We start from the raw sequence: 19,563 nt of genomic DNA on the forward strand, positions 1-19,563 counted from the left end.
GTGCAATCTTCAAAGAATAATTGCATCCAACGGGTTTGTTATATCCCATTTTGGATGGTAATTATTCTACTAATTGCTTGTTGATAGATACATTTTTGAGAGTGATGCCGTCTATAATGCTTTTGTCGATGTCCGTCTTTTTGGCTTCGATATTCAAATTTTCGAAAATAAAATTAGACAAACTAACATTTTGGTCTTTTTCAACATTAAAAAATGTATCACATTTCATGTTGATGTTTTTTAGCGTAACCTGATTGCCATAAGAGCGTGGTACATCTGGACGTCCTTTTAAGTCGAAAAATTGTTTCCAAGCCAAAACAACCAAACAGTTTTTGGCCTCACCTTTGATGTCTTCCACTCTAATATATTCGTATAATTGTGGGGTGTCTGGTCTCATTTTGAGCCATAACATTCTGGTTGCACCATCAATTTGGCAGTTGCGCATAATCACATTTTTGTTGTGAATAGCTTCGCTACCATTGGTTAAAGCCGAATGACAAAATCCAAAATGACAATCTTCGATAATAATATTGATATTGGGACCATTATTTTTATCAGTATCAGCAAACGGGCCTTTACCTCCTTTTAATGCAATAGCATCATCGTTTACCGACATATAACAGCCTTTAACCAAAACATTGGTACAAATATCAATATCGATGGCGTCTGTACTCGGTGCTTTCACTTCAATATGTGGAGATGAAATATGCAAATCAAGTAATTTCACATTATTGCATTTATAAAAATGATTCGTCCAAAAACCCGAATTAATCAGTTTTACGTCTTGAAATTGTACATTATTCGAATTCCAAACAAAGACCAATCGAGGTCTTGAAACTTCAAGATTGGTGCATTTTGGATTGACTTTGCGTCTAGCCCAAAAAGCTTCATAATATTTAAAACCATTTCCGTTGATAGTACCTTTTCCTGTAATTGTAAAACCATCTACACCATAGGCATTGACCACTGCTGGGAAATAATCTAGGTTTTGACCTTCCATTCTTGAAGCCATAATGGGAAAGTTCGCAATATCATCAGAACCTTTAAGAACGCCACCTTCTGAAACATATAAATGGGTTTTTGGTTTAAAAAACAACGCACCGGTCAAATAAACTCCTTTAGGAATTACGATTACACCACCACCATTTGCAGCTGCTTTGTCAATAACTTTTTGTATGGCGACAGTTTGAATTTTTGTACTGTCGTTTTTAACGCCATATTTGGTAATGGTATATTGTTTGCCTAAATTTTTCAATTCAATTTTTGAATAGTCTTTAAACCATTTGGGAATTTCCGTTCCATCTGGAAAATTGTCCTTACTATAATCCTGCGAAAATGTTACTTGCGAAAATCCGATAAGGCAAATTAGCAATCTTAAAATGTTCTTCATTGTGTTTTTATTTTATTTATTTAATACTCTTTTCTAGTTTATTATTATTTTATCCAAAGAAACAAAGTTTCCTGTACTGCCGTAATTTGATTTTCTTTTGTCAGACCAATTTGATCTTTCGCCTGTTACATAAATGGTCAATTTATAATCGTCTTTTTTCAAAATGGGCGATCGGAATACAGGTGTCGACAAAGGTGATTTACTGTACATATCAATCAAGGAAGTTGTTATTATTTTTCCTTTTTTGTCGGAAAGCACCATTTTTGCATAGCCGTTTTCGGCACCCACATAGCTGTACAAAGCGATTTGTTGTCCGCTAAATTGGATAGAAAACGAAGCGTCTTTTTCGTCAGATTTACTTTCTGAACCTGGTTTTTCATTGTTTGAATGTTGCCAGTTTCCAGTGTATTGAATTTGAATATCTGTATTTTCTATAATTTTATCAGCGGTTTTTATTTCAGTTGCAATTCCTGTTCCAATATTAATTTGCCAAGCTTCCTGATAGGTTGGCATCGAAAGCGATGTTCCAGAAACTATAAGTGGTTGCCAAACATAAGTTGCCGAAGATGCTTGTTTTGGAAAAGACCAACGATCGCCCATAAACATAAAGGTAGTGTCTTTTGTTCCTTGAATGGGCAAAACAAAAGTAGATTGCGAGTTCCAAGTCAAAGAACCTTCTGGAGCAATAAGTCCTCTGGATATCCAAGGGCCTTTGATGGAATTGGAAGTGTAATAATAGTTGTCGTTGCGTTCCCAACTGGTGAGATGTGAGCCAATGAGAAAATAAATCCCCTCTTTTTTTAGCATCGTTGGCGATTCAAATCCTGAAGTCATATTGGGATTTAATTGTTCAACAACAGATTGGTAATCGTCACTTAATTTATAAATTTCACCTCCGTGAATAAGGATGTAACCCGAACCATCTGTGTCTTGAAAAGTTCCCATATCCCATTTTTTGATCGGTTTGCCATTAAAAAGCAAAGCACCTTTAAATTGATAGGGTCCCGTAATTTTTTTTGAAGTGGCATATCCTACAAATTGATTTTTGTAAGTAATTGAATCAGCGTGCATAAACATCACATATTCTTTAGTTTTAGAGCATTTCATTACTTTTACTCTTTCGCCAACGCTGTTTGGTCCCAATTTGCCTGATTTTTGTATAGGAAGTGCGATGCTTTCAAATTTCCAATTGTAAAGATCTTTGGAAGAATAACAATTAAATCCAGCAAATGCATTGCTGTCATCCGTATGGGCTTCGCCAAAAAGATAGAACTTTCCGTTGTCTTTGATAATATTGGCAGCGTGAGCACTCACGATTTTCCCGTTTTGATCTAACCATGGCGTTCCAGAACAAATGGCATCCATTTTACCCGGAAGTTGTGCCAATGCCATAGAGGTATTGATTAAAAAAACTAGGCAAGCTATTTTTTTAATGAAAGGATTAAAAATGGAATTGTTCTTTTGTAGCATTTTAAGTATTATCTTATTTACGTTTCAACCATTTCTTTGGCACATTGACAATACAAATATTCATAGTGCGATTGTCTTCAGAAAGCATCGCTGATTGAATTTGAATTTTGGTTCCTTCTCTGTTAAAAGTCGGATGCAAATGGTCGGCAGCCGTTTCTTTATGACCTGTGGTGAGTAGTATCATTTCATTTGTTTTTCGGTCAATGAGATACAGGCTTCTCGAAAAATCATCTCCCGCGGCCCATTTTCCGTCAGACGAACCAGAAACATGCCATAAACCACTGCCGCTTTTGGTTTGTCCTGCAATAATCATTCCACGAGTTCTTAAATTGACAATGGCAAGTCCAGTTGGTTTTTCACGAGTTCCTGTGGCTCCCCAATTGCTTTCTTGTCCCGGATTGACAGGATTTCTAATCTTTCCGTCAGCGGCTACTTCAACTGGAGTATCTTTTTCGATACCAATCTTTCGATGTCCCATAATTGCCATAGCCACTTCGTCTTTGCCAATCACGGCTTCGTGTGTCACCCATTCAAAATCGGATTCGGGATACAATGGGCGCAAACCCGTTCCATCAGCCATAACCGTCCAAGTGCGTTGTGGCGACTTTCCACCCGTTTCCCAACAAAAAACAATTTCGCCCGGATTCCAAATATTCGATTGGATGTGTCCAATTTGAAAAGGAACCGAAATAACGTGCGTTAACTCGCCCGTTTTGATATTCATACTGCCAATTCCACCCGGACCAGCTCCCATATTTCGAGGGCCAAAACTTTTTTCGAGGATCACTCCTGCAGCTAAATGTTTCGCGGCTTCTTCTTTTCCAACCCTGAAATATACTTTATCTTCATTGGCGTCCAATGCCATATCACCGGAAGCGCCCATTTCGGGGTTTGTAGTTCCGCAAACCCGTTCGTAAGCCGAAACCGATTTCATTTTTCCCGATTTACTGTCGTCAAAAACAGCTTGGAGATTGACTTCCATTATTTGCATTTTGCCTTCTTGTCCTTTACGCATAAAGTACAATTTCATCGACTTTTGGGCCATACAGAGTGTTCCTTCATAACCGCCTTCGGTAACTTGAACCAAAACCCCCGATTTTTCATTGACAGCCATCGCTTCGCCTTTCACCCTGTTGGAACGAAATATCAGCCATTTCCCATCGGAAGTCCATTGTGGATGCGTGGGATAGGTTTTTGAATCGCCAGCCGATTTGGTGGTCAAAAAAATTAATTTCTGTCCTGTAACAGGGTCTTTTACTATCTTTTTTTCGGATGGAAATCGAGTGCCAATTTGGGCAAAACTTATCGCTGTTAAGAATAATAAAAAGGTATTTACTAAAATTCTCATTTCAATTGATTGTTTTTTCCAGGAATTTTCAATTGAATGGAACTATCGTTAATTTCGAATTGATTGTCTTTTAACAAGTTTATCACTTCGGCTCCAGCCAATAATACGGGACCATAACCGTGAGCCGCAAAAACATTTACAGGGCGATAGTAATAAAAAGCAGGATCAAATCCCATTCCGGTTCCTACGCAAGTGCCTTCTACTTGTCCTTTGTCATTCACTTTAGAAGCTACGGCATTCCAACCCAATAAAACCATTGGTGAATAAGTCATTTTATCCACATAACCACGGTTGATTGCTCTGGCAATAGAATACGTATAAATTGCAGTGGCCGAAGTTTCTAGATAAGTATCATTTCTATCCAATAATTGATGCCAAAAACCAGTTCCATCTTGGTATTTTGCCAATCCCTTGATGTGGGCTTGCAATTGTGCCAAAACTCCCGCATATCCAGGATGGTCTTTTGGCAAAACTTCCAACAATTCGACCATTGTCATCACCGCCCAACCATTGGCTCTAGCCCAATGAAATTGCGGATGATCGGCCATAGATTGCACCCAACCGTGCATATAAATTCCTTTTTCTTTGTTGAACATTCGACCCGAAAACTGGTTGACTTGTTTTACGGCATCGTCAAAATATTTCACATTACCCGTGTATTTTCCCATTTGGGCAAGGGCAGGCACGCTCATAAACATATCATCGAGCCAAATCGTGTTGTCTTGAGGTCTGTTTCGAGCCAAAGTTCCGTCGGTTAATCTAAACTGTTTGTTGCTGATAAAATCAATATAATTGTTGATTAACGGATCGGCATTGGTTTTCAAGCCGTCTTGTTTGGCTTTGATAAAGGCGGCACAAAGCGCTCCTGCAAAATCCAAAGCTTCGGGATGCATCGTTTTGAGCATATCTTTGTCTTTGATGTTGGCTTCTTTGTAATTAGCGGCAACATCGGCTATTAATTGCAATCTTTTGTTGGTGTAATCGGCATATTTTTGGTCGCCAGTAGCTTTAGTCGTCAAAAGCATTCCTGCATAAGTCACACCCCATTCATAACTGGTCAAGCGGAACGAACCAGGTTCAAACATAATGTCTTCATTGCCTTTTTTGTAATCAGTAATGACCGCTTTTGTGTTGGCATTTACAATTTTGGAGGCCGAATTTTTATCTAAAAAGTTATATACTCTATCCAAAACAGCGGTGATTTCCTGTTTTTGAGGAACAACGTAAGGAGTTGGATAGTCGGGTTTCATCAAATGCAATGGTGTTGTAGCATCATTGGTTTGAGCCGTTGCCGAAGTTAGACTGCCCAAAAAGAGCAAGGCCATAACTGGAATGTGTAAATGTTTCATAGCTTTTAGTTTTTATATTTTTTGGTTGGTTTTTATTTTACTGCAACAGTAATTTCTACCGCGAGTTGTTGTGCCAAATGCGTTACATAATTGGTAAAATCTTGGGGAGTTTTAAAGTTCTTGTCAGCGCTCAATTCCCATCCTGCTACGGCATAATAACGAACAGAAGTGTTGTCAACTATTTTCATTTTGGCAAGATAAGAATCTGTTAGTTGTCCTGTTTTTGGTGCTTCGATATAACCCAAATAATCTTTTTTTGGAAGAATTAAGGCAGTTCCCATAATCCATTCGCGTTTGTAGGTAAGGTTGTCGTGTTGGATAAGGCAAACCCATTTTCCTACTTCGATTACCTTGAGACCGTTTTGGTTGTTGATGTTTGAAAGTCCCACTAATAGGGTTTCATTTCCTTTAAGTCCTTTTATTTTTACGGTATTTTTATAGGCATACATTCCGGGCCAGATCGAGGTGGTTTCAGTGGCTTGGTAGTTGTTTCCGGAAGCTTTCCAATTGTTGTATTGATAATTCAAAACCGAGTTTACGGGACCTTCGGCAACAATTTTGAAATTTGTTTTTTCGATATTGTTCAAGGTATCGGCTCCAAGAATTCCGAGTCTTGTAATTTCGTTGTCAACCTGCAAGGCAAAGCCTCCCAATCCTGCGGAACTTCCCACTGGAAAAACATCTCTTCCCCAATCGTACATTTGGTGATAATTGTCTTCAACAGCGCCTGCGCTATTAATGCCAACATTTTCAGGAGTAATCGCAGGGATTTTTTTTCCAAAAACATCTTTGGCATTTCGGCCGTCCAGATAATGGCGGAAACCTACTTTGTCATTTTCCCAACTCGGGCCATCGGTTTGGTATTTCTGGAAACCTAATGCTTTATACACTTGATGGGCGTTAACCGACTCAGATGTTGCGGGTTGCAAGGGGATGTTTTCGGCTTCCCTTTTTCCGAATCGTACGCTGGTTCTAATCGGGAATTTAGGCGCTTCGTTTACCCATTTTAGCTGAACGATTTTCTTTTCCTTGGCAGCAAAGTTATCCAATATAAAGAGTTCGTCCCATTTGCCGTCGCCATCCAAATCGTTAACCTGACTGGTAATGGTGTCATTTTTGTAAATCAAAACGGGAAATCCAACTGCTGTTCCTGCTTTGTCAATTACATTTCTTTTAATAATTATTGGTTTGTCAATCAATTCAATATCGGAAGCATTCGATAAAACAATTGTCGAAATGGACTTTTTCTGTTGGGCATTTACTCCCATAAAAGCCATAATTGATGCCGCTAAAGGCAGGTATAATTTATGATTCATTTTTAGATTTTTTTTAAATTTTTATTTTACGGCTACATCCCAAACTTTTGCCATTCTGGATTTTCCTTTCGGCCCTTCGATGTTCAAAACCACGATGTATTTTCCAGCGTCCTTGTATTGATGAATCGGGTTTTGTTCTGATGAAGTTGTGCCATCGCCAAAATCCCAGTTCCAAGACTTGATTTCCCCTTCGGATTGATCGATGAAAGCGACCATTCTTCGGTTCATATCCACTGTTTTGAACGTCCATTTGGCATCGATTGCTTTTTTGAATTCGGGTTCCAACGGCATCAATTGAAAAGGCAAACTATAACTGGCATTGCCGTACATCGTGTGTTCTTTCGACAAGTTCCAAAAGCCGTTGTTCTTTTCATTATTAACATCGTCATAGTCGATAATTGCCCAACAAAGACCAATGTTTTTATTTTCTTCCAAGATGGATTCAACGGCTCTAGCAGGATCATTTCCGGCATAATCAAAAGGCGTTATCCAAAATTCCAAAGTCAATTTTCCAGATTCTCCAGGTTTGAAATTGTAATTGATTGCCGAATTAGAATAAGGCAATCCCTTAATCCAAGGCTGACTTCCCCAAGCCAAAGCCCAATCTTTACCTTCGGCAGGCGTGAAAATATGATAATTTTGGGCGTGAACTCCGTGGTATGAAAAATAGGCATCCATCGTGTTGGTCAATGCCTTATTGGGATGAAACCGATCTATAAATGGCCCACCCGACTGATCGCCATCAACCGTGATTTCAAAGATGTCGTTGTGCAAACCCGTCAAGGAAAAATCCCAATAATTATCATAGGCTTCATATAAAAAATACAAGCGATTCAATCCTTTGACCCAAGCGACTTTGACACTGACATCCAAATTTTTTGGGTCGGCTTTGGGTTGTTTGCCGCTGTCATCCCACAATTCATCCATACCCACGACATAGCTTTTGGGAACTATTTTCCAATCGTCGGCATCTCCGTCAGTGGTTGGAATTTTATTGGCCGGAAATTGAAAAACCTTAAACGTTCTGGTGTCTTGTGACCAACCGTTTGTGGCAAAAGACAGCAGCATCGTCAAAGCTAAAACTATTTTTTTATACGTTTTCATATTACAATTTAAGAATGTCTATTGCCTTGTATTTTGCAGGGTTTGCTGCATCTCCTTTGAAATTAACGAGTTCAATTCCTGTTGATTCTGTGGCTTGAACGGCATTGGTAAAATAATCTGGAATCGTATTTCCCCAAGCAATGCTGCAATTTTCTATAAGGACACGATCACTGTATCGAATCGAGATTCCGGGAGTATCGTGTTTTTCAATGGGTTCATAGGCTTTTGTGGGCTTATTGTCAAATACATTTCCAGGATATTTTGTCCATCGGTTAAAAGAAACATTTACATTTTGAAAGCGAATATCCGAAATTCGGCTTTCTTTTGTGCCGTTGATGCGAATGCTGTTTTCGGCGATTCCTTTTACATTTTCGACTAAAACGGTATGAATTTTTCCGATTTTGGTGTCTAGATTTCTAGGTATGGCCGTAAAAGAAATGGCTTCGCCACGACCCCACCAAGGATTAGAATGATAACGAGAAGTAAAATTAATATCTCTGAAAATAACGTTATACACATTGCCTTCATCCCGCAATTGAATGGTTAATCCGCGGCAACTGGTTTTAATTTCGCAGCGTTCGAAAACAATGTTGTAAATATCTTGTGTGGTTTCGGTTCCTATTTTCACTCCCGAATCCTGAGTTTCTAGTTGGCAATCGTGTACCCAAATATTGGCAGAAGGCCCGTAACCTATACCTTCTTGAGTGGCTTTTATCACGATGGCATCATCGCCACAACTGATTTCACAATTGCGTATTTCTACATTTCGGCAATGGTCGGGGTCAATTCCGTCGCAGTTGGGAACGTCGATATTGTTCTTGATTTTCACACCATCTATCAAAACATTTTCACAACCCAGCATATGCAAACTCCAAGAAGGAGCTTTTTCAATAGTAATGTTTTTGATTTCCAAACTTTTACATTTGGTCAGAATAAACAATTTAGGTCGCCAAGTTTTGGGCATCCAAATTTCTTTAATTGTATCATAATGGGTCATAAATTCTAAAGCGCGACCATTGATACTTCCTGTTCCAGATATTTTTAGATTTTGAACATCATTGGCTACCAAAGAACCTTCAACCGAATAATCTTCTTGTTTTGTGCTCACCAAAAGTTGCGCATTCCCTTCCAGATGAAACTCTATATTGCTTTTTAAAACAAGCGTGCTGATGAGGTATTGATGGTTTGTTGGAACTACTACTTTTGAACCATTTCCTAATTTTGCAGCAGCATCAATCGCTTCTTGAATGGCTTTTGTGTCCAAGGTTTTTCCGTCTCCTTTGGCACCATATTTTGTGATGTCAATAATTTGTACTCCTTTTTGGGCCAATACCGAGGAGGTGCCAAAAAGCAGCAAAATGGTGACTAAAAATAGGTTTGAAAAGGGTTTATTCATAATGGTTTATGATTTGTAAATCTTTCTAAAACTTCAAAAATATACATTTAATAGTGGAACGATTCCTTAATTTACTTTGAATTCAAAGCTATTTTTCCGCTTTTCAATCCTTTTCCGGTTACGGTCAATTCCATTGTCCCTGCTTCGTCAGTTGATTGTACCAAGACCACTAATTTACCACTGAATAATTTCATCGTTGGCAAATGGAATTGTTCCAATGAAGTGGCATCGCCATTGCAAGCCGCACGATAAGTGCCTTTTCCGCTTACACTAAAATTCAATTGTTGGGTGGCAGTTGGACACGGATTTCCGTTTTTATCAACCACAGAAACAGTAACGTATGATAAATCTTCGCCATTGGCTTCGAGCGTGCTTCTATCGGTTTCGAGTTTTATTTGGTATGGTTTTTCAGCGGTGTGAATGCTTTCTTCTGCCACTGCTTTTCCGTCTTTATCCAAAGCCACGACTTTGATTGTTCCGGGTTCGTATTTGACATCCATCCACATCAAACGGTAGCGATTTTGTGGCGTGGCGTTGTTTTTTTTCTGGATTCCCATACTTTTTCCGTTGACAAAAAGTTCGGCACTATCATAATTGGTGTACACAAAAACAGGCGTTGTTTGTCCTTCACGACCTTCCCAATTCCAATGTGGCAAAATGTGTAAGGTCTTGTCAGTCGTGTTCCAACGGCTTTTATATAAAAAATATCTGTCTTTTGGAATTCCAGCCAAATCGCACATTCCAAAATAAGAACTTCTGGAAGGCCACATTTCGTCATACGGCGTTGGTTCGCCCAAATAATCAAATCCCGTCCAAACAAATTCGCCAATAACCCAAGGTTTGTCGTCTTGCAACACAAAATCGTCATCGGGAACATTCGACCAACTGCAATATTCCAAATCATAAGAAGACGATTGAAAATCGGGATATTGTTTATTAGCACCTTTTACAACTGGAAATTTATAAACTCCACGAGAACTTACCGTTGAAGCTGTTTCGGAACCTAAAATAAATCCTTGCGGAAATTTTTTGAATGCTTCTTCATACAAAGGCAAACGATAATTCAACCCCGGAATATCCATTATGGCGCCAAAACCCGATTCCATTGTGGCTTTTACTTGATCCATTCCCACTGTTACGGGACGAGTTGGGTCTTCACGGTGGAAGATTTCTTGCAACCATTTGGCACGTTTTACTCCTTCTGCTCCCCATTGGTCTGGAACTTCATTTCCTGAACTCCACATCACGATAGACGGATGGTTGCGAGTGGCGTGTATCAAATTGACCACGTCTTTTTCGGCATCAGTAGTAAAAAAACGATTGTAGCCGTTTTTTACTTTTGGCTTTGCCCATTCGTCAAAACTTTCGGCTAGGAACATAAAACCCATTTCGTCACACAATTCGAGTTGCTCCAATGACGGCATATTGTGGGAACTGCGAATGGCATCGCAACCCATATCTTTCAAAATAGTCAACTGTCTTCGTAATGCGGCTTTGTTAATAGCTGTACCAATTGGACCCAAATCGTGGTGCAAACAAACGCCTTTGAATTTGCGTACTTTTCCATTTAAACTAAAGCCTTTGTTAGGTTTGAATTTGATAGTTCGAATGCCAAATCGTGTTGTTGTTTCGTCTTTCAATTCATCGCCAACATAAATTTGGGAAACCGCCGTGTAGAGATATGGCGTTTCCGGGCTCCACAATTTTGGATTTTTTACCGCAATATTTTGTTCGAATTCGTTGCCAAAAATAGCTTCCGATTTATTGTTGGCTACTTCATTTCCAGAAGCGTCTTTAATTTTGGTAACGATGCGCAGATTTTCGCCAGTAACTTTGGTTTTGATATTGACTTTTGCCAAATCATCCGTAACGATTGGAGTGGTCACGAAAGTACCCCATTGGTCAATGCTTTCCTTGTTTTTTACAATCAATTTTACTTTTCGGTACAAGCCTGCTCCGGGATACCAACGTGAGGATTCACCAACATTAGACAAATGAACTGCCAAATTGTTCTTCTCTTTAGCAACCAAAAAATCGGTGATGTCGAAGTAAAAATAATTGTAACCATAGTTCCATTCGCCTACTTTTTTGCCATTCAAAAACACTTTGGGCTCGCTCATAGCCCCTTCAAAAAGGAGGATTACTTTCTTGTTTTTATCCAAATTGGGAACCGAAAATTGATTTCTGTACCAAGCTTCGCCAATGTAGGGCAAAGCGCCGGTTCGCCCCGTTTTTTCGGTGGCTACTTTTTCTCCATTTTGAACAATGGCGGTTACTTGCTTGTCAATTTCTTTGTCGAAAGGCCCGTAAATAGCCCAATCGTGCGGAACGCTAACAGCTTGCCATTTCGAATCATTAAAATTATTTTCGAAAGCTTTTTCGTTGTTGCCTTTGGAGAATTTCCATCCTTTATTTAGTTCGATTGTTGTTCGTTCTTGGGCAAAGAGACAAGAAAACGCAATAAGTAGCAATGTGGAAAAAAATGCAGGTTTTTTAGAACTCATAATTAAGGATTTGATTAACTTTTAAAGGTACTAAAAATTATTTAATCGGCGTGAAAAACTTCTGTTAGGGGTTTGGCTACAGGAGAATTATCAGGATTAGTATCCATAATATCGGCCATATAGGCCCACCATTTTTTGACTATAGGGTGATTGGGTAGAAAATCGAAATCAAAATCGGTACTTATTTTTTGGACAGCAAAAAGAATTAGGGTTTCTTCATCCAGAAAAATGCTGTAATCTTGGATTCCTGTTTCTGAAAGCAAACTGGCTAATTCCGGCCAAATTTCGTCGTGACGTTTTTTATATTCAACTTCAAAACCGGGTTTTAGTTTCATTTTGAAGGCATTTCGGATGGTGTTATTTTTCATTATTTCTTGATGTTTTTTGGTTAAAAAAAGGGGGGTATGCTAATGGATTTATTCTTTTTTGGTTGGTTCAATCACCCAATCGTCGGTTCTAAAAGGAGAAGCAGGTAAGTTTTCTTTATTGAATAAATTGGGTTCTGGTACGGCTCTCCAAGCAAAACGAACGGCTACTGGATTTTTAACTTCTTTAGACGAAACGATAATGGTTTTACCGTCAATTTTGGCATCGGCTGGGAAAAACTTTTTGTCATCACCTGCAATTTCAAATTCTTTTAGCACATCTCCAGTTTTCACCAGTCCAGAATCGGCATAATCAAAAAACAGTTGGATACGGTCTTTTTTGATTTTCATTTGATTGTAAATAGGACCGGAGTAAACCAATTTATTTTCGTTATAGGTTTTAGCCCTAGCGATTAATGCCAATCGATGTCCCACAGTTTGCTTGTCTATTGGATGAATGTTGTTGGCGTCACCCACATCGGTAGTTACGACCATTCCTGAACTGGGGATGGTTTTCAAGGACAACAATTGTGCTTCTCTAATGAATGCATTTTGCCCTTTGTGAGGAGCGATTTGAACATAGTAAAATGGAAAATCGCCTTGATTCCATACGTTTCTCCAATTTTTGACCATTGCTGGAAATAGGCTTCGGTACAAAATGGCTGATTCGGCATTGCTCTCGCCTTGATACCAGATGGCTCCTTTGATAGTATAATTAGTTAGAGGATATAACATGGCATTATACAAAACATAGGAAGTTTTATTGTCCTCTTTTTTAGGTTTTTTTACTTCTGATTTAGTCAAATCGTTGTTGTTGGCGATTCGTTCTGTTTTAAAATCAGAATAGTATTTTTCTAGTTTCTCTTGGTATGTTTTTTCGTTTTTAGCATCGTTTTCAAGAATGGATAAAAAATCTGGATTTTCTTCTAAAACATTTTGTGCAGTCCAAGCTTCGGCTTTTGTTCCTCCCCAAGAAGAAGAAATTAATCCAATGGGGATGTTTAATTTTTGGTATAGATCTCTTCCATAAAAATAGGCTACAGCCGAAAAATTTTTGATGCTTTCTGGGGAACATTCTGCCCAAATTCCGGTAACATCATCTAATGGTTTTGGTGAAGCTTTGGTTAAAACGGTAAATAGTCTGATATTGGGAAAATTGGCGTTTTTGATTTCTTCTTCGTAATTCACAACACCTGTTTTCCAAGTTTTATCTTCTTTTCCGACTGGGAAATACATATTGGATTGCCCTGAACAAATCCAAACTTCGCCAATAAGAACGTTTTTGAGAACTATTTTATTAGAAGCTTCAAGAACAATGATGTATGGTTTTTCGCTTGCTTTAGGTGTTTCTACTGTTGTTTTCCATGTTCCATCAGGTTTTGCGGTGATTTCTAACTTTGAATTTAGCCAGCCTAATTGGATGTTAATTTTTTCGTTTGGTGCTGCCCAACCCCATAAATTCACTTTTGAATTTTGTTGTAAAACCATGTTATTACCTACTAAAGAGGGTAATTTGATTTGAGATATTGCTACTAGATTTGTTGTTAGAACAAGTAGAAGGACTAGAACTTTTTTGGTGCAATTCATTATTAGTTTTAATTTGATAGTAAGAGTTTAAAGGTAAAGGAATTTAACTGTTTAGCTATCCTGTACTTTCCTGCAAAAAAAAAAGTGCTATAGCAGTTTGCTATAGCACTTGATTGGTTTATTTTGGTTATGGTTATAATTAATTGTATCCAGGGTTTTGCATTGCTTTTTTCTCAGCAGCGGTCAATGGACGACCTTCCGTGTAAATTGCATCTAAGAAAGTTTGAGGAATAGCACGCAAACTGTGATAATCTTGAATATTTGGCGCTGCATCAGGGTTGTAAGCTTTTGCTCTTGCTACCAATGTTTTAGTTCTACTTAGGTCTTCCCAACGGTGAAACTCTCCACAAAGTTCTCTAGTTTTCTCGTTTAACACTAAACATAACATTCTGTCATAATCAGTTGAGTAACCTAGTTTTGTAATTATTGCTTGATCCTCTGCAGGTAAAGTGCTAATGCTAGAAATAGTTAAGCTAGTTGCAGTATTAACTGTAGTAGCAATATTGTTAGACTCATAATATGAGTTTTCAGCAATATAAGAACTCGGAATACCTGCATTTAATGCAACTGTCCATGAAGCTGAACCATCAGCATAAGCAGCACGATTCTCTCCCGCTTTGTATGCACCACGTGTACGAACTTTGTTGATGTAAGGTAATGCATCTGCATAAGTACCTACTCCTGCTTTTGCCAAACGTACCTTCGCTTCAGCTGCCATTAGATTGGTTTCTGCCGAACGTGCTAAAACCATATCACGTGTACCTTTTGTGTTATTGGTATAAGTAGCATCTTTATGTTTACTCATATTTGGAAATCTTCCTGGCGCTATTGCCATTAAGCCTACTTTGTCTGCGGCATAAGCTACAAAAACATTTGGAATTGTTTTTCCAGTTTTTGAGTAAAGGATGTTTGGATCGTCGTTATTTACCGTTTTTGCAAAGCGGGTGTCCGAAGCGTTATTGATGATGTACATAATTCCTAAATCACCATTTACATATTTTCCTGATTGTTTGTTGACAGCGCTCTTAGTTTGAAAACTTTTCCAAAAACGGGAATCATTTACTTTATCAAATACTTCAAAAGTATAATATGTTGGCCCTAGACGACTAAATGGTCTTCCTCCTGACAAGCTACGTTGCATAAAAGGTAATTGATCATAAGTAGAAAGGAAATACAAGTGTTGTTGATTTCCTCCACTAGTTAAAACATTTGAGTTAAATTGTGCTGACAAGATTAATTCAGGTAGTTTTTCATTGGCACCATCTGCACCAGTAAAATTCCATAATTCGGCAAAATTAGCTGCCAATGGATGGTTTGCTATAACTTGATCTGCTAATGTAACTACTTGTTGCAAATCAGCCGTTTTTGTGGCCGAGTTCCAACTGTCGTTGATTTCACTCGCACGAGCTAAATAAGCTTTTGCTAAGTAGTGCGCAGCAGCATCTTTAGTGATTTTTCCTGGACCTCCAGTATTGCTTAATAAGTTATAGGCTTGAGTAAAATCAGCAATTACTTGATTTAAAACTTCTTGAGAAGTTGCTCTTTTAAATTCTAATTCTACAGTGGTACTAACATCTAATTTTAAGGGAACACCACCATATTGACTATTGAGTTTTAAATAATTATAAGCTCTCAAGAAATAACCTTCTCCTAAAGCAGTTTTTTTGATGGCTGCATTAGTGGAAACAATATCGGTTGCAGATTTAATTAACTGATTAGCATTACCAATTCCAACGTATAAATTGTCCCAATTAGTGGCAGCAGCAACAGTGTTAGAATTAGAAACAGTTACAATAGACTGTAAGCCAGAGGCGTAGGAATTCCAAAGATAATTTGATGGGTCTGTACCTGCTTTAAATTCGTCTGTTCCTGATTCTGTGGCACAAAGAGGTACTTCGGTTTGCATATTTAAGGCAAATACTTGATAATAAGTACCGATAGCCAAAGATTGAATTCCTGCTTCAGTTTTGTAAAAATCAGAACTATAGGCAGTGGTTAGTTCCTCATCAAGGAAGTTTTCGTTACAAGAGCTACCAAGAACTAATGTTGCTCCTAGTATCAAATTGATATATAATTTTTTATAATTTTTCATAATGTATATTTTTTATAATTTGATTTTAGAATTGGACATTTAACCCCATAGTTACACCTCTGTTAGAAGCTGTTGTTTGTGTGTCCAAATCCGTCCAAGACACTTTAGAAAAAAGCATAGCTGGATTTGTAGCTTGAATGTATATTCTCAATTTCGAAAGTCCAATTTGACTAGCCAATTCATCTGTGAAATTATAACCCAACGATACATTTCGCAATTTTAAGAAAGAACCATCACGGTATCCTAAAGTAGGATAAAATTGGTCTCCCGAACCTGCTGAAAATATTGGTTTTTGATATTCAGAATTGGTATGATTTTCTGTATAATAGTCAATTTTTCTTTGGCTTGGTTTTGCACTTGCATTTTCACCACCTGTGTTATAAAGATACCCAAAACGGCCATATATAAAGAAAGATAATTCAAAATTCTTGTAGTTAAAGGTGTTTGTTAAACCAGCAATGTATTTTGGATCGGCATTACCAATAATCACACGGTCGTTGTTAGCATCAATTTTATAGTCGCCGTTTTGATCCACAGGTCTTGCATTTCCAAATGAAAATAGATTAGCGGAAAGAGCGTTGAATTTTGCCATTTCGGCTGCATCTTCTGGTTTCCATATTCCATTTGAGGCGTATCCATATACAGCACTTTTTGGTTGTCCAATAAATAAGCCATTATTGATGTCGTCGAATTTTCCATTTTGTAATGCAACAATATGATTTTGTTGCCATGAAGCACTTAGACTTGAACTCCATTCAAAATCTTTAGTTCTTACATTTACGGTGTTCAAAGTAAGTTCCACCCCGTTTCCAGCAGTTTCTCCTACATTTTCATAAGTGGTACGGAAACCAGTAATAGTAGGAATACTTCTTAGTAATAATAAATCTGTTGTATTACTAGTATAATATTCTAAAGCACCAGAAACTCTGCTGTTGAATAGTGAGAAATCGATACCATAGTTAAATTGTTCCGTTTGTTCCCAACCCAATTGTACATTACCTAGAGAAGCATTGTTTACTAAACCAGACCCGGATGGGTAAACAATTCCTGCTAATGGAGGTTGTGTGGCGTAAGCATCTACTGCTGCATTACCTGTAACACCATAACCCGCTCTTAATTTTAATAAGTTAATCCAAGAGGAGTTTTGTAAAAAACTTTCTTTATCCAAGCGCCATGCTACAGAAGCACTTGGGAAATTAGCCCATTTGTTTCCTGGTGCCAACTGCGAAGCCCCATCTCTTCTATAAGATGCTGTAAGTAAGTATTTATCATCATAACCATAGTTTACTCTTCCCATATAAGAGAGTAATCCTTTTTCTGTTAAATTAGAAGAATAGCTTGCAAGTGTTACATTGGCAGGTGTTAAAGCGTTCCATTTGTTGGCTACATTTTTAACATCATTGGCAGACATAGCACTTCCTTCATTTTGGTATTCCGTTTGACTCGCTAATAAGGTTACACCAAAATTATGTTTACCAATTGTTTTGTTATAAAAAAGTAAATTGTCTAAAGTGTATGATAAGGTTTGTTCTTTCGCCAATGAAGCAAAACTAGTACCTTGACGAACCGCTGATTGTGCATCTAAAAACACTCCATCACGGTAAGTCGTAATATCTGGACCAAAATTAATTCGGTATTTCAAACCGTCAAGTGCTGATGACATTGCACCTAAATCAAATTGAGCATTAAGACTACCAAAAGCACGCAATGTTACACGTTGATCTTGAGACAACTTGTCTTCATCAATAACTGTTCTAATGGTTGAATCTCCTCCTGGGTTAATAATTCTATTACCATTATTATCATAAGGAACTGCGTAAGAAAGATTTTGGCGAGCAGTTGTATAAATTCCTCCAGAGGTTGAAACAGCAGTTCTTCCTACAGTAGATTGTCCGAATTCCTGTATGCCATAACTGGTATTAAGGTTTACCCCCATAGAAAACCATTTGGTAGGTGTAATATCAATATTGGCAGTTCCATTATAACGTTTGTAACTTTGACCTTTTAGTGTTCCGGTGTTGTCTAAATATCCAAATGAACCATAGGCTTTCATTTTATCAGAACCTCCACTAGCACTTACAGTATGTTGTTGAGTTATTCCGGTACGGGTTACAAATTTTGTCCAATCGGTTGTAGCTACTTTAGAGCCATCCCAAGTTCCTGAAGCCCAGCCTTTTTCAATGTTTGCCCAAGCGTATGGATCTGCTACAGCTTGAAAGATTGCTTTGTCATTTGCGATAGTTGGAGCATCTCCTCTAGGAATACCAGTGGTATTGGGTTCGTAGTACTTAGCCCAACGACGAAATTCGATGTATTCAGCAGCATTCATCATCGGAGCGTTTTCATGAATTGTTTCTGTAATAATCGATGTATCGTAATTTAAAGTAAACTTTCCGTTTTTACCTTTTTTAGTAGATACAATAACAACACCATTAGCTCCACGAGAACCATAAATAGCAGTTGCAGATGCGTCTTTCAAAACGTCAATAGTTTCAATATCATTTGGATTGATAAAATCAATTCCACCTGAATTCAAAGGAATTCCATCTACAACATAAAGTGGAGAATTCGAAGCCGAAATAGAACGAACCCCACGAATAGTTACACTTCCTACTGTACCAGGGCGTTCGTTTGATGAGATGTCAACACCAGCTGCTTTTCCTTGCATAGCTTGCATCGCATTTTGCACAGGTCTAGAAACAATATCTTCGGCACTCATACTAACAATAGATCCTGTTAAATCTTTTTTCTTCTTAGTTCCATATCCTACAACAACAACCTCTTGTAAGGCTGCATTTTCTGCTTCTAGCGAAACATTGTAGGTGCTGGTACTACTTACTTTGACTTCTTTGGTTTGAAATCCTAAGTAAGAAATTACTAAGGTTGCTCCTTCTGGAGCTGAAATAGCGAACTTTCCGTCAAGGTCAGTACTCACTCCTTTTTGGGTCCCTTTGATAAGGATGTTCACTCCCGGAATAGGAAATTTAGAGGCATCGGTTATTACCCCTGAGATTGTTTTTCCTTGAGCAAAACCAGTTGTGTAAAATAATACACAAATGATGGTACTCATCAAAATTTTGAATTTGTTTTTCATGAAAAAGTATTTAGGTTAGTTAATGTTCTTGTGGTTTGATTGTTTTAGTGTAACTTTAGTTTTGTGTCTTTTTTTGATAAAAAATAGGTTAAATTTATTTCCAACTAGTAAAAAATCTATATTTTGTGTTTTTTAGTATGAATACTTCAATTTTTTATTATGACCCTTCCAGAGTGCTTGTTTTTATTAACGTAATCGATTGCGTAAAAGTAATACTTTTTTTAATTTAACAAAATATTTGCAATAAAAAAACACATAATATAAAAAAACTTTTTTTTAATGTAAATTCAATATTTTATGTTTTTTTATTTTGTAAATATGATAATTAGAGTTTTTTATTTCCTGAAACACTTCTTAGCTTGGGGTGAAATGTCCAGAAAAATAAACTTTGCTTTTTTATTTCCTATTTAGAGTTGAACAAACATATTTATTAGTAAAAAAGATTCTATCCTGCACTATCCTGTCAGAATCGATAATCAACGGATTAATTATCAGTAATTTAATCTTTTTTAAGGTTTTTTTATTGGAAATCCATTATTCAAGCAATT

12 protein-coding genes are annotated in these 19,563 nt (G+C 37.6%); all 12 read right to left on the reverse strand.

Going from position 1 to position 19,563, the window contains the following annotated elements; translation table 11 throughout:
• Window positions 1-61: 61 nt before the first annotated feature.
• Entirely contained in the window at window positions 62-1,390 is a 1,329-nt protein-coding gene (locus C3L50_RS14545) for a rhamnogalacturonidase (RefSeq protein WP_103806912.1), read from the reverse strand.
• Between the two features lie 33 nt (window positions 1,391-1,423).
• Window positions 1,424-2,860, reverse strand: a complete 1,437-nt coding sequence (locus tag C3L50_RS14550) for a family 43 glycosylhydrolase (protein WP_103806913.1) — start codon at window positions 2,858-2,860, stop codon at window positions 1,424-1,426.
• A 13-nt stretch (window positions 2,861-2,873) separates the two neighbouring features.
• On the reverse strand, window positions 2,874-4,208 hold the full coding sequence (locus C3L50_RS14555; RefSeq protein ID WP_103806914.1) for a TolB-like translocation protein: 1,335 nt from the start codon (window positions 4,206-4,208) through the stop codon (window positions 2,874-2,876).
• Window positions 4,205-5,557, reverse strand: a complete 1,353-nt coding sequence (locus C3L50_RS14560) for a glycoside hydrolase family 88/105 protein (protein ID WP_103806915.1) — start codon at window positions 5,555-5,557, stop codon at window positions 4,205-4,207. Before C3L50_RS14560 ends, C3L50_RS14555 begins: the two co-directional genes overlap by 4 nt.
• 32 nt (window positions 5,558-5,589) lie before the next feature.
• Entirely contained in the window at window positions 5,590-6,873 is a 1,284-nt protein-coding gene (locus C3L50_RS14565; protein ID WP_103806916.1) for a DUF4861 domain-containing protein, read from the reverse strand.
• 21 nt (window positions 6,874-6,894) lie between these two features.
• The gene (locus C3L50_RS14570; RefSeq protein WP_103806917.1) at window positions 6,895-7,977 is read right to left on the reverse strand and encodes a PKD domain-containing protein; all 1,083 of its coding nucleotides are present in this window, start codon (window positions 7,975-7,977) and stop codon (window positions 6,895-6,897) included.
• A gap of 1 nt (window position 7,978) precedes the next feature.
• Window positions 7,979-9,373: a glycoside hydrolase family 28 protein gene (locus C3L50_RS14575; RefSeq protein WP_103806918.1), complete on the reverse strand. Its 1,395-nt coding sequence runs from the start codon at window positions 9,371-9,373 to the stop codon at window positions 7,979-7,981.
• 71 nt (window positions 9,374-9,444) lie between these two features.
• Window positions 9,445-11,877, reverse strand: coding sequence for a DUF4982 domain-containing protein (locus C3L50_RS14580; protein WP_103806919.1), 2,433 nt, complete (start codon window positions 11,875-11,877; stop codon window positions 9,445-9,447).
• A gap of 41 nt (window positions 11,878-11,918) precedes the next feature.
• Window positions 11,919-12,245, reverse strand: coding sequence for an L-rhamnose mutarotase (gene rhaM, locus C3L50_RS14585; protein WP_103806920.1), 327 nt, complete (start codon window positions 12,243-12,245; stop codon window positions 11,919-11,921).
• A gap of 48 nt (window positions 12,246-12,293) precedes the next feature.
• A complete protein-coding gene (locus C3L50_RS14590; RefSeq protein WP_243400393.1) occupies window positions 12,294-13,730 on the reverse strand; it encodes a sialate O-acetylesterase in 1,437 nt (478 codons plus the stop codon).
• A 238-nt stretch (window positions 13,731-13,968) separates the two neighbouring features.
• Window positions 13,969-15,921, reverse strand: coding sequence for a RagB/SusD family nutrient uptake outer membrane protein (locus C3L50_RS14595; protein ID WP_103806922.1), 1,953 nt, complete (start codon window positions 15,919-15,921; stop codon window positions 13,969-13,971).
• 25 nt (window positions 15,922-15,946) lie between these two features.
• Window positions 15,947-19,015, reverse strand: coding sequence for a SusC/RagA family TonB-linked outer membrane protein (locus tag C3L50_RS14600; RefSeq protein WP_103806923.1), 3,069 nt, complete (start codon window positions 19,013-19,015; stop codon window positions 15,947-15,949).
• Between the last annotated feature and the right edge of the window lie 548 nt (window positions 19,016-19,563).

The organism is Flavobacterium alvei (genome assembly GCF_002920895.1).
GTDB lineage: Bacteria > Bacteroidota > Bacteroidia > Flavobacteriales > Flavobacteriaceae > Flavobacterium > Flavobacterium alvei.

Coding starts and splice junctions, on each gene's coding strand:
- C3L50_RS14545 (WP_103806912.1), bottom strand. CDS start 1,390: ATGAAGAACATTTTAAGATTGCTAATTTGCCTTATCGGATTTTCGCAA.
- C3L50_RS14550 (WP_103806913.1), bottom strand. CDS start 2,860: ATGCTACAAAAGAACAATTCCATTTTTAATCCTTTCATTAAAAAAATA.
- C3L50_RS14555 (WP_103806914.1), bottom strand. CDS start 4,208: ATGAGAATTTTAGTAAATACCTTTTTATTATTCTTAACAGCGATAAGT.
- C3L50_RS14560 (WP_103806915.1), bottom strand. CDS start 5,557: ATGAAACATTTACACATTCCAGTTATGGCCTTGCTCTTTTTGGGCAGT.
- C3L50_RS14565 (WP_103806916.1), bottom strand. CDS start 6,873: ATGAATCATAAATTATACCTGCCTTTAGCGGCATCAATTATGGCTTTT.
- C3L50_RS14570 (WP_103806917.1), bottom strand. CDS start 7,977: ATGAAAACGTATAAAAAAATAGTTTTAGCTTTGACGATGCTGCTGTCT.
- C3L50_RS14575 (WP_103806918.1), bottom strand. CDS start 9,373: ATGAATAAACCCTTTTCAAACCTATTTTTAGTCACCATTTTGCTGCTT.
- C3L50_RS14580 (WP_103806919.1), bottom strand. CDS start 11,877: ATGAGTTCTAAAAAACCTGCATTTTTTTCCACATTGCTACTTATTGCG.
- rhaM (WP_103806920.1), bottom strand. CDS start 12,245: ATGAAAAATAACACCATCCGAAATGCCTTCAAAATGAAACTAAAACCC.
- C3L50_RS14590 (WP_243400393.1), bottom strand. CDS start 13,730: ATGGTTTTACAACAAAATTCAAAAGTGAATTTATGGGGTTGGGCAGCA.
- C3L50_RS14595 (WP_103806922.1), bottom strand. CDS start 15,921: ATGAAAAATTATAAAAAATTATATATCAATTTGATACTAGGAGCAACA.
- C3L50_RS14600 (WP_103806923.1), bottom strand. CDS start 19,015: ATGAAAAACAAATTCAAAATTTTGATGAGTACCATCATTTGTGTATTA.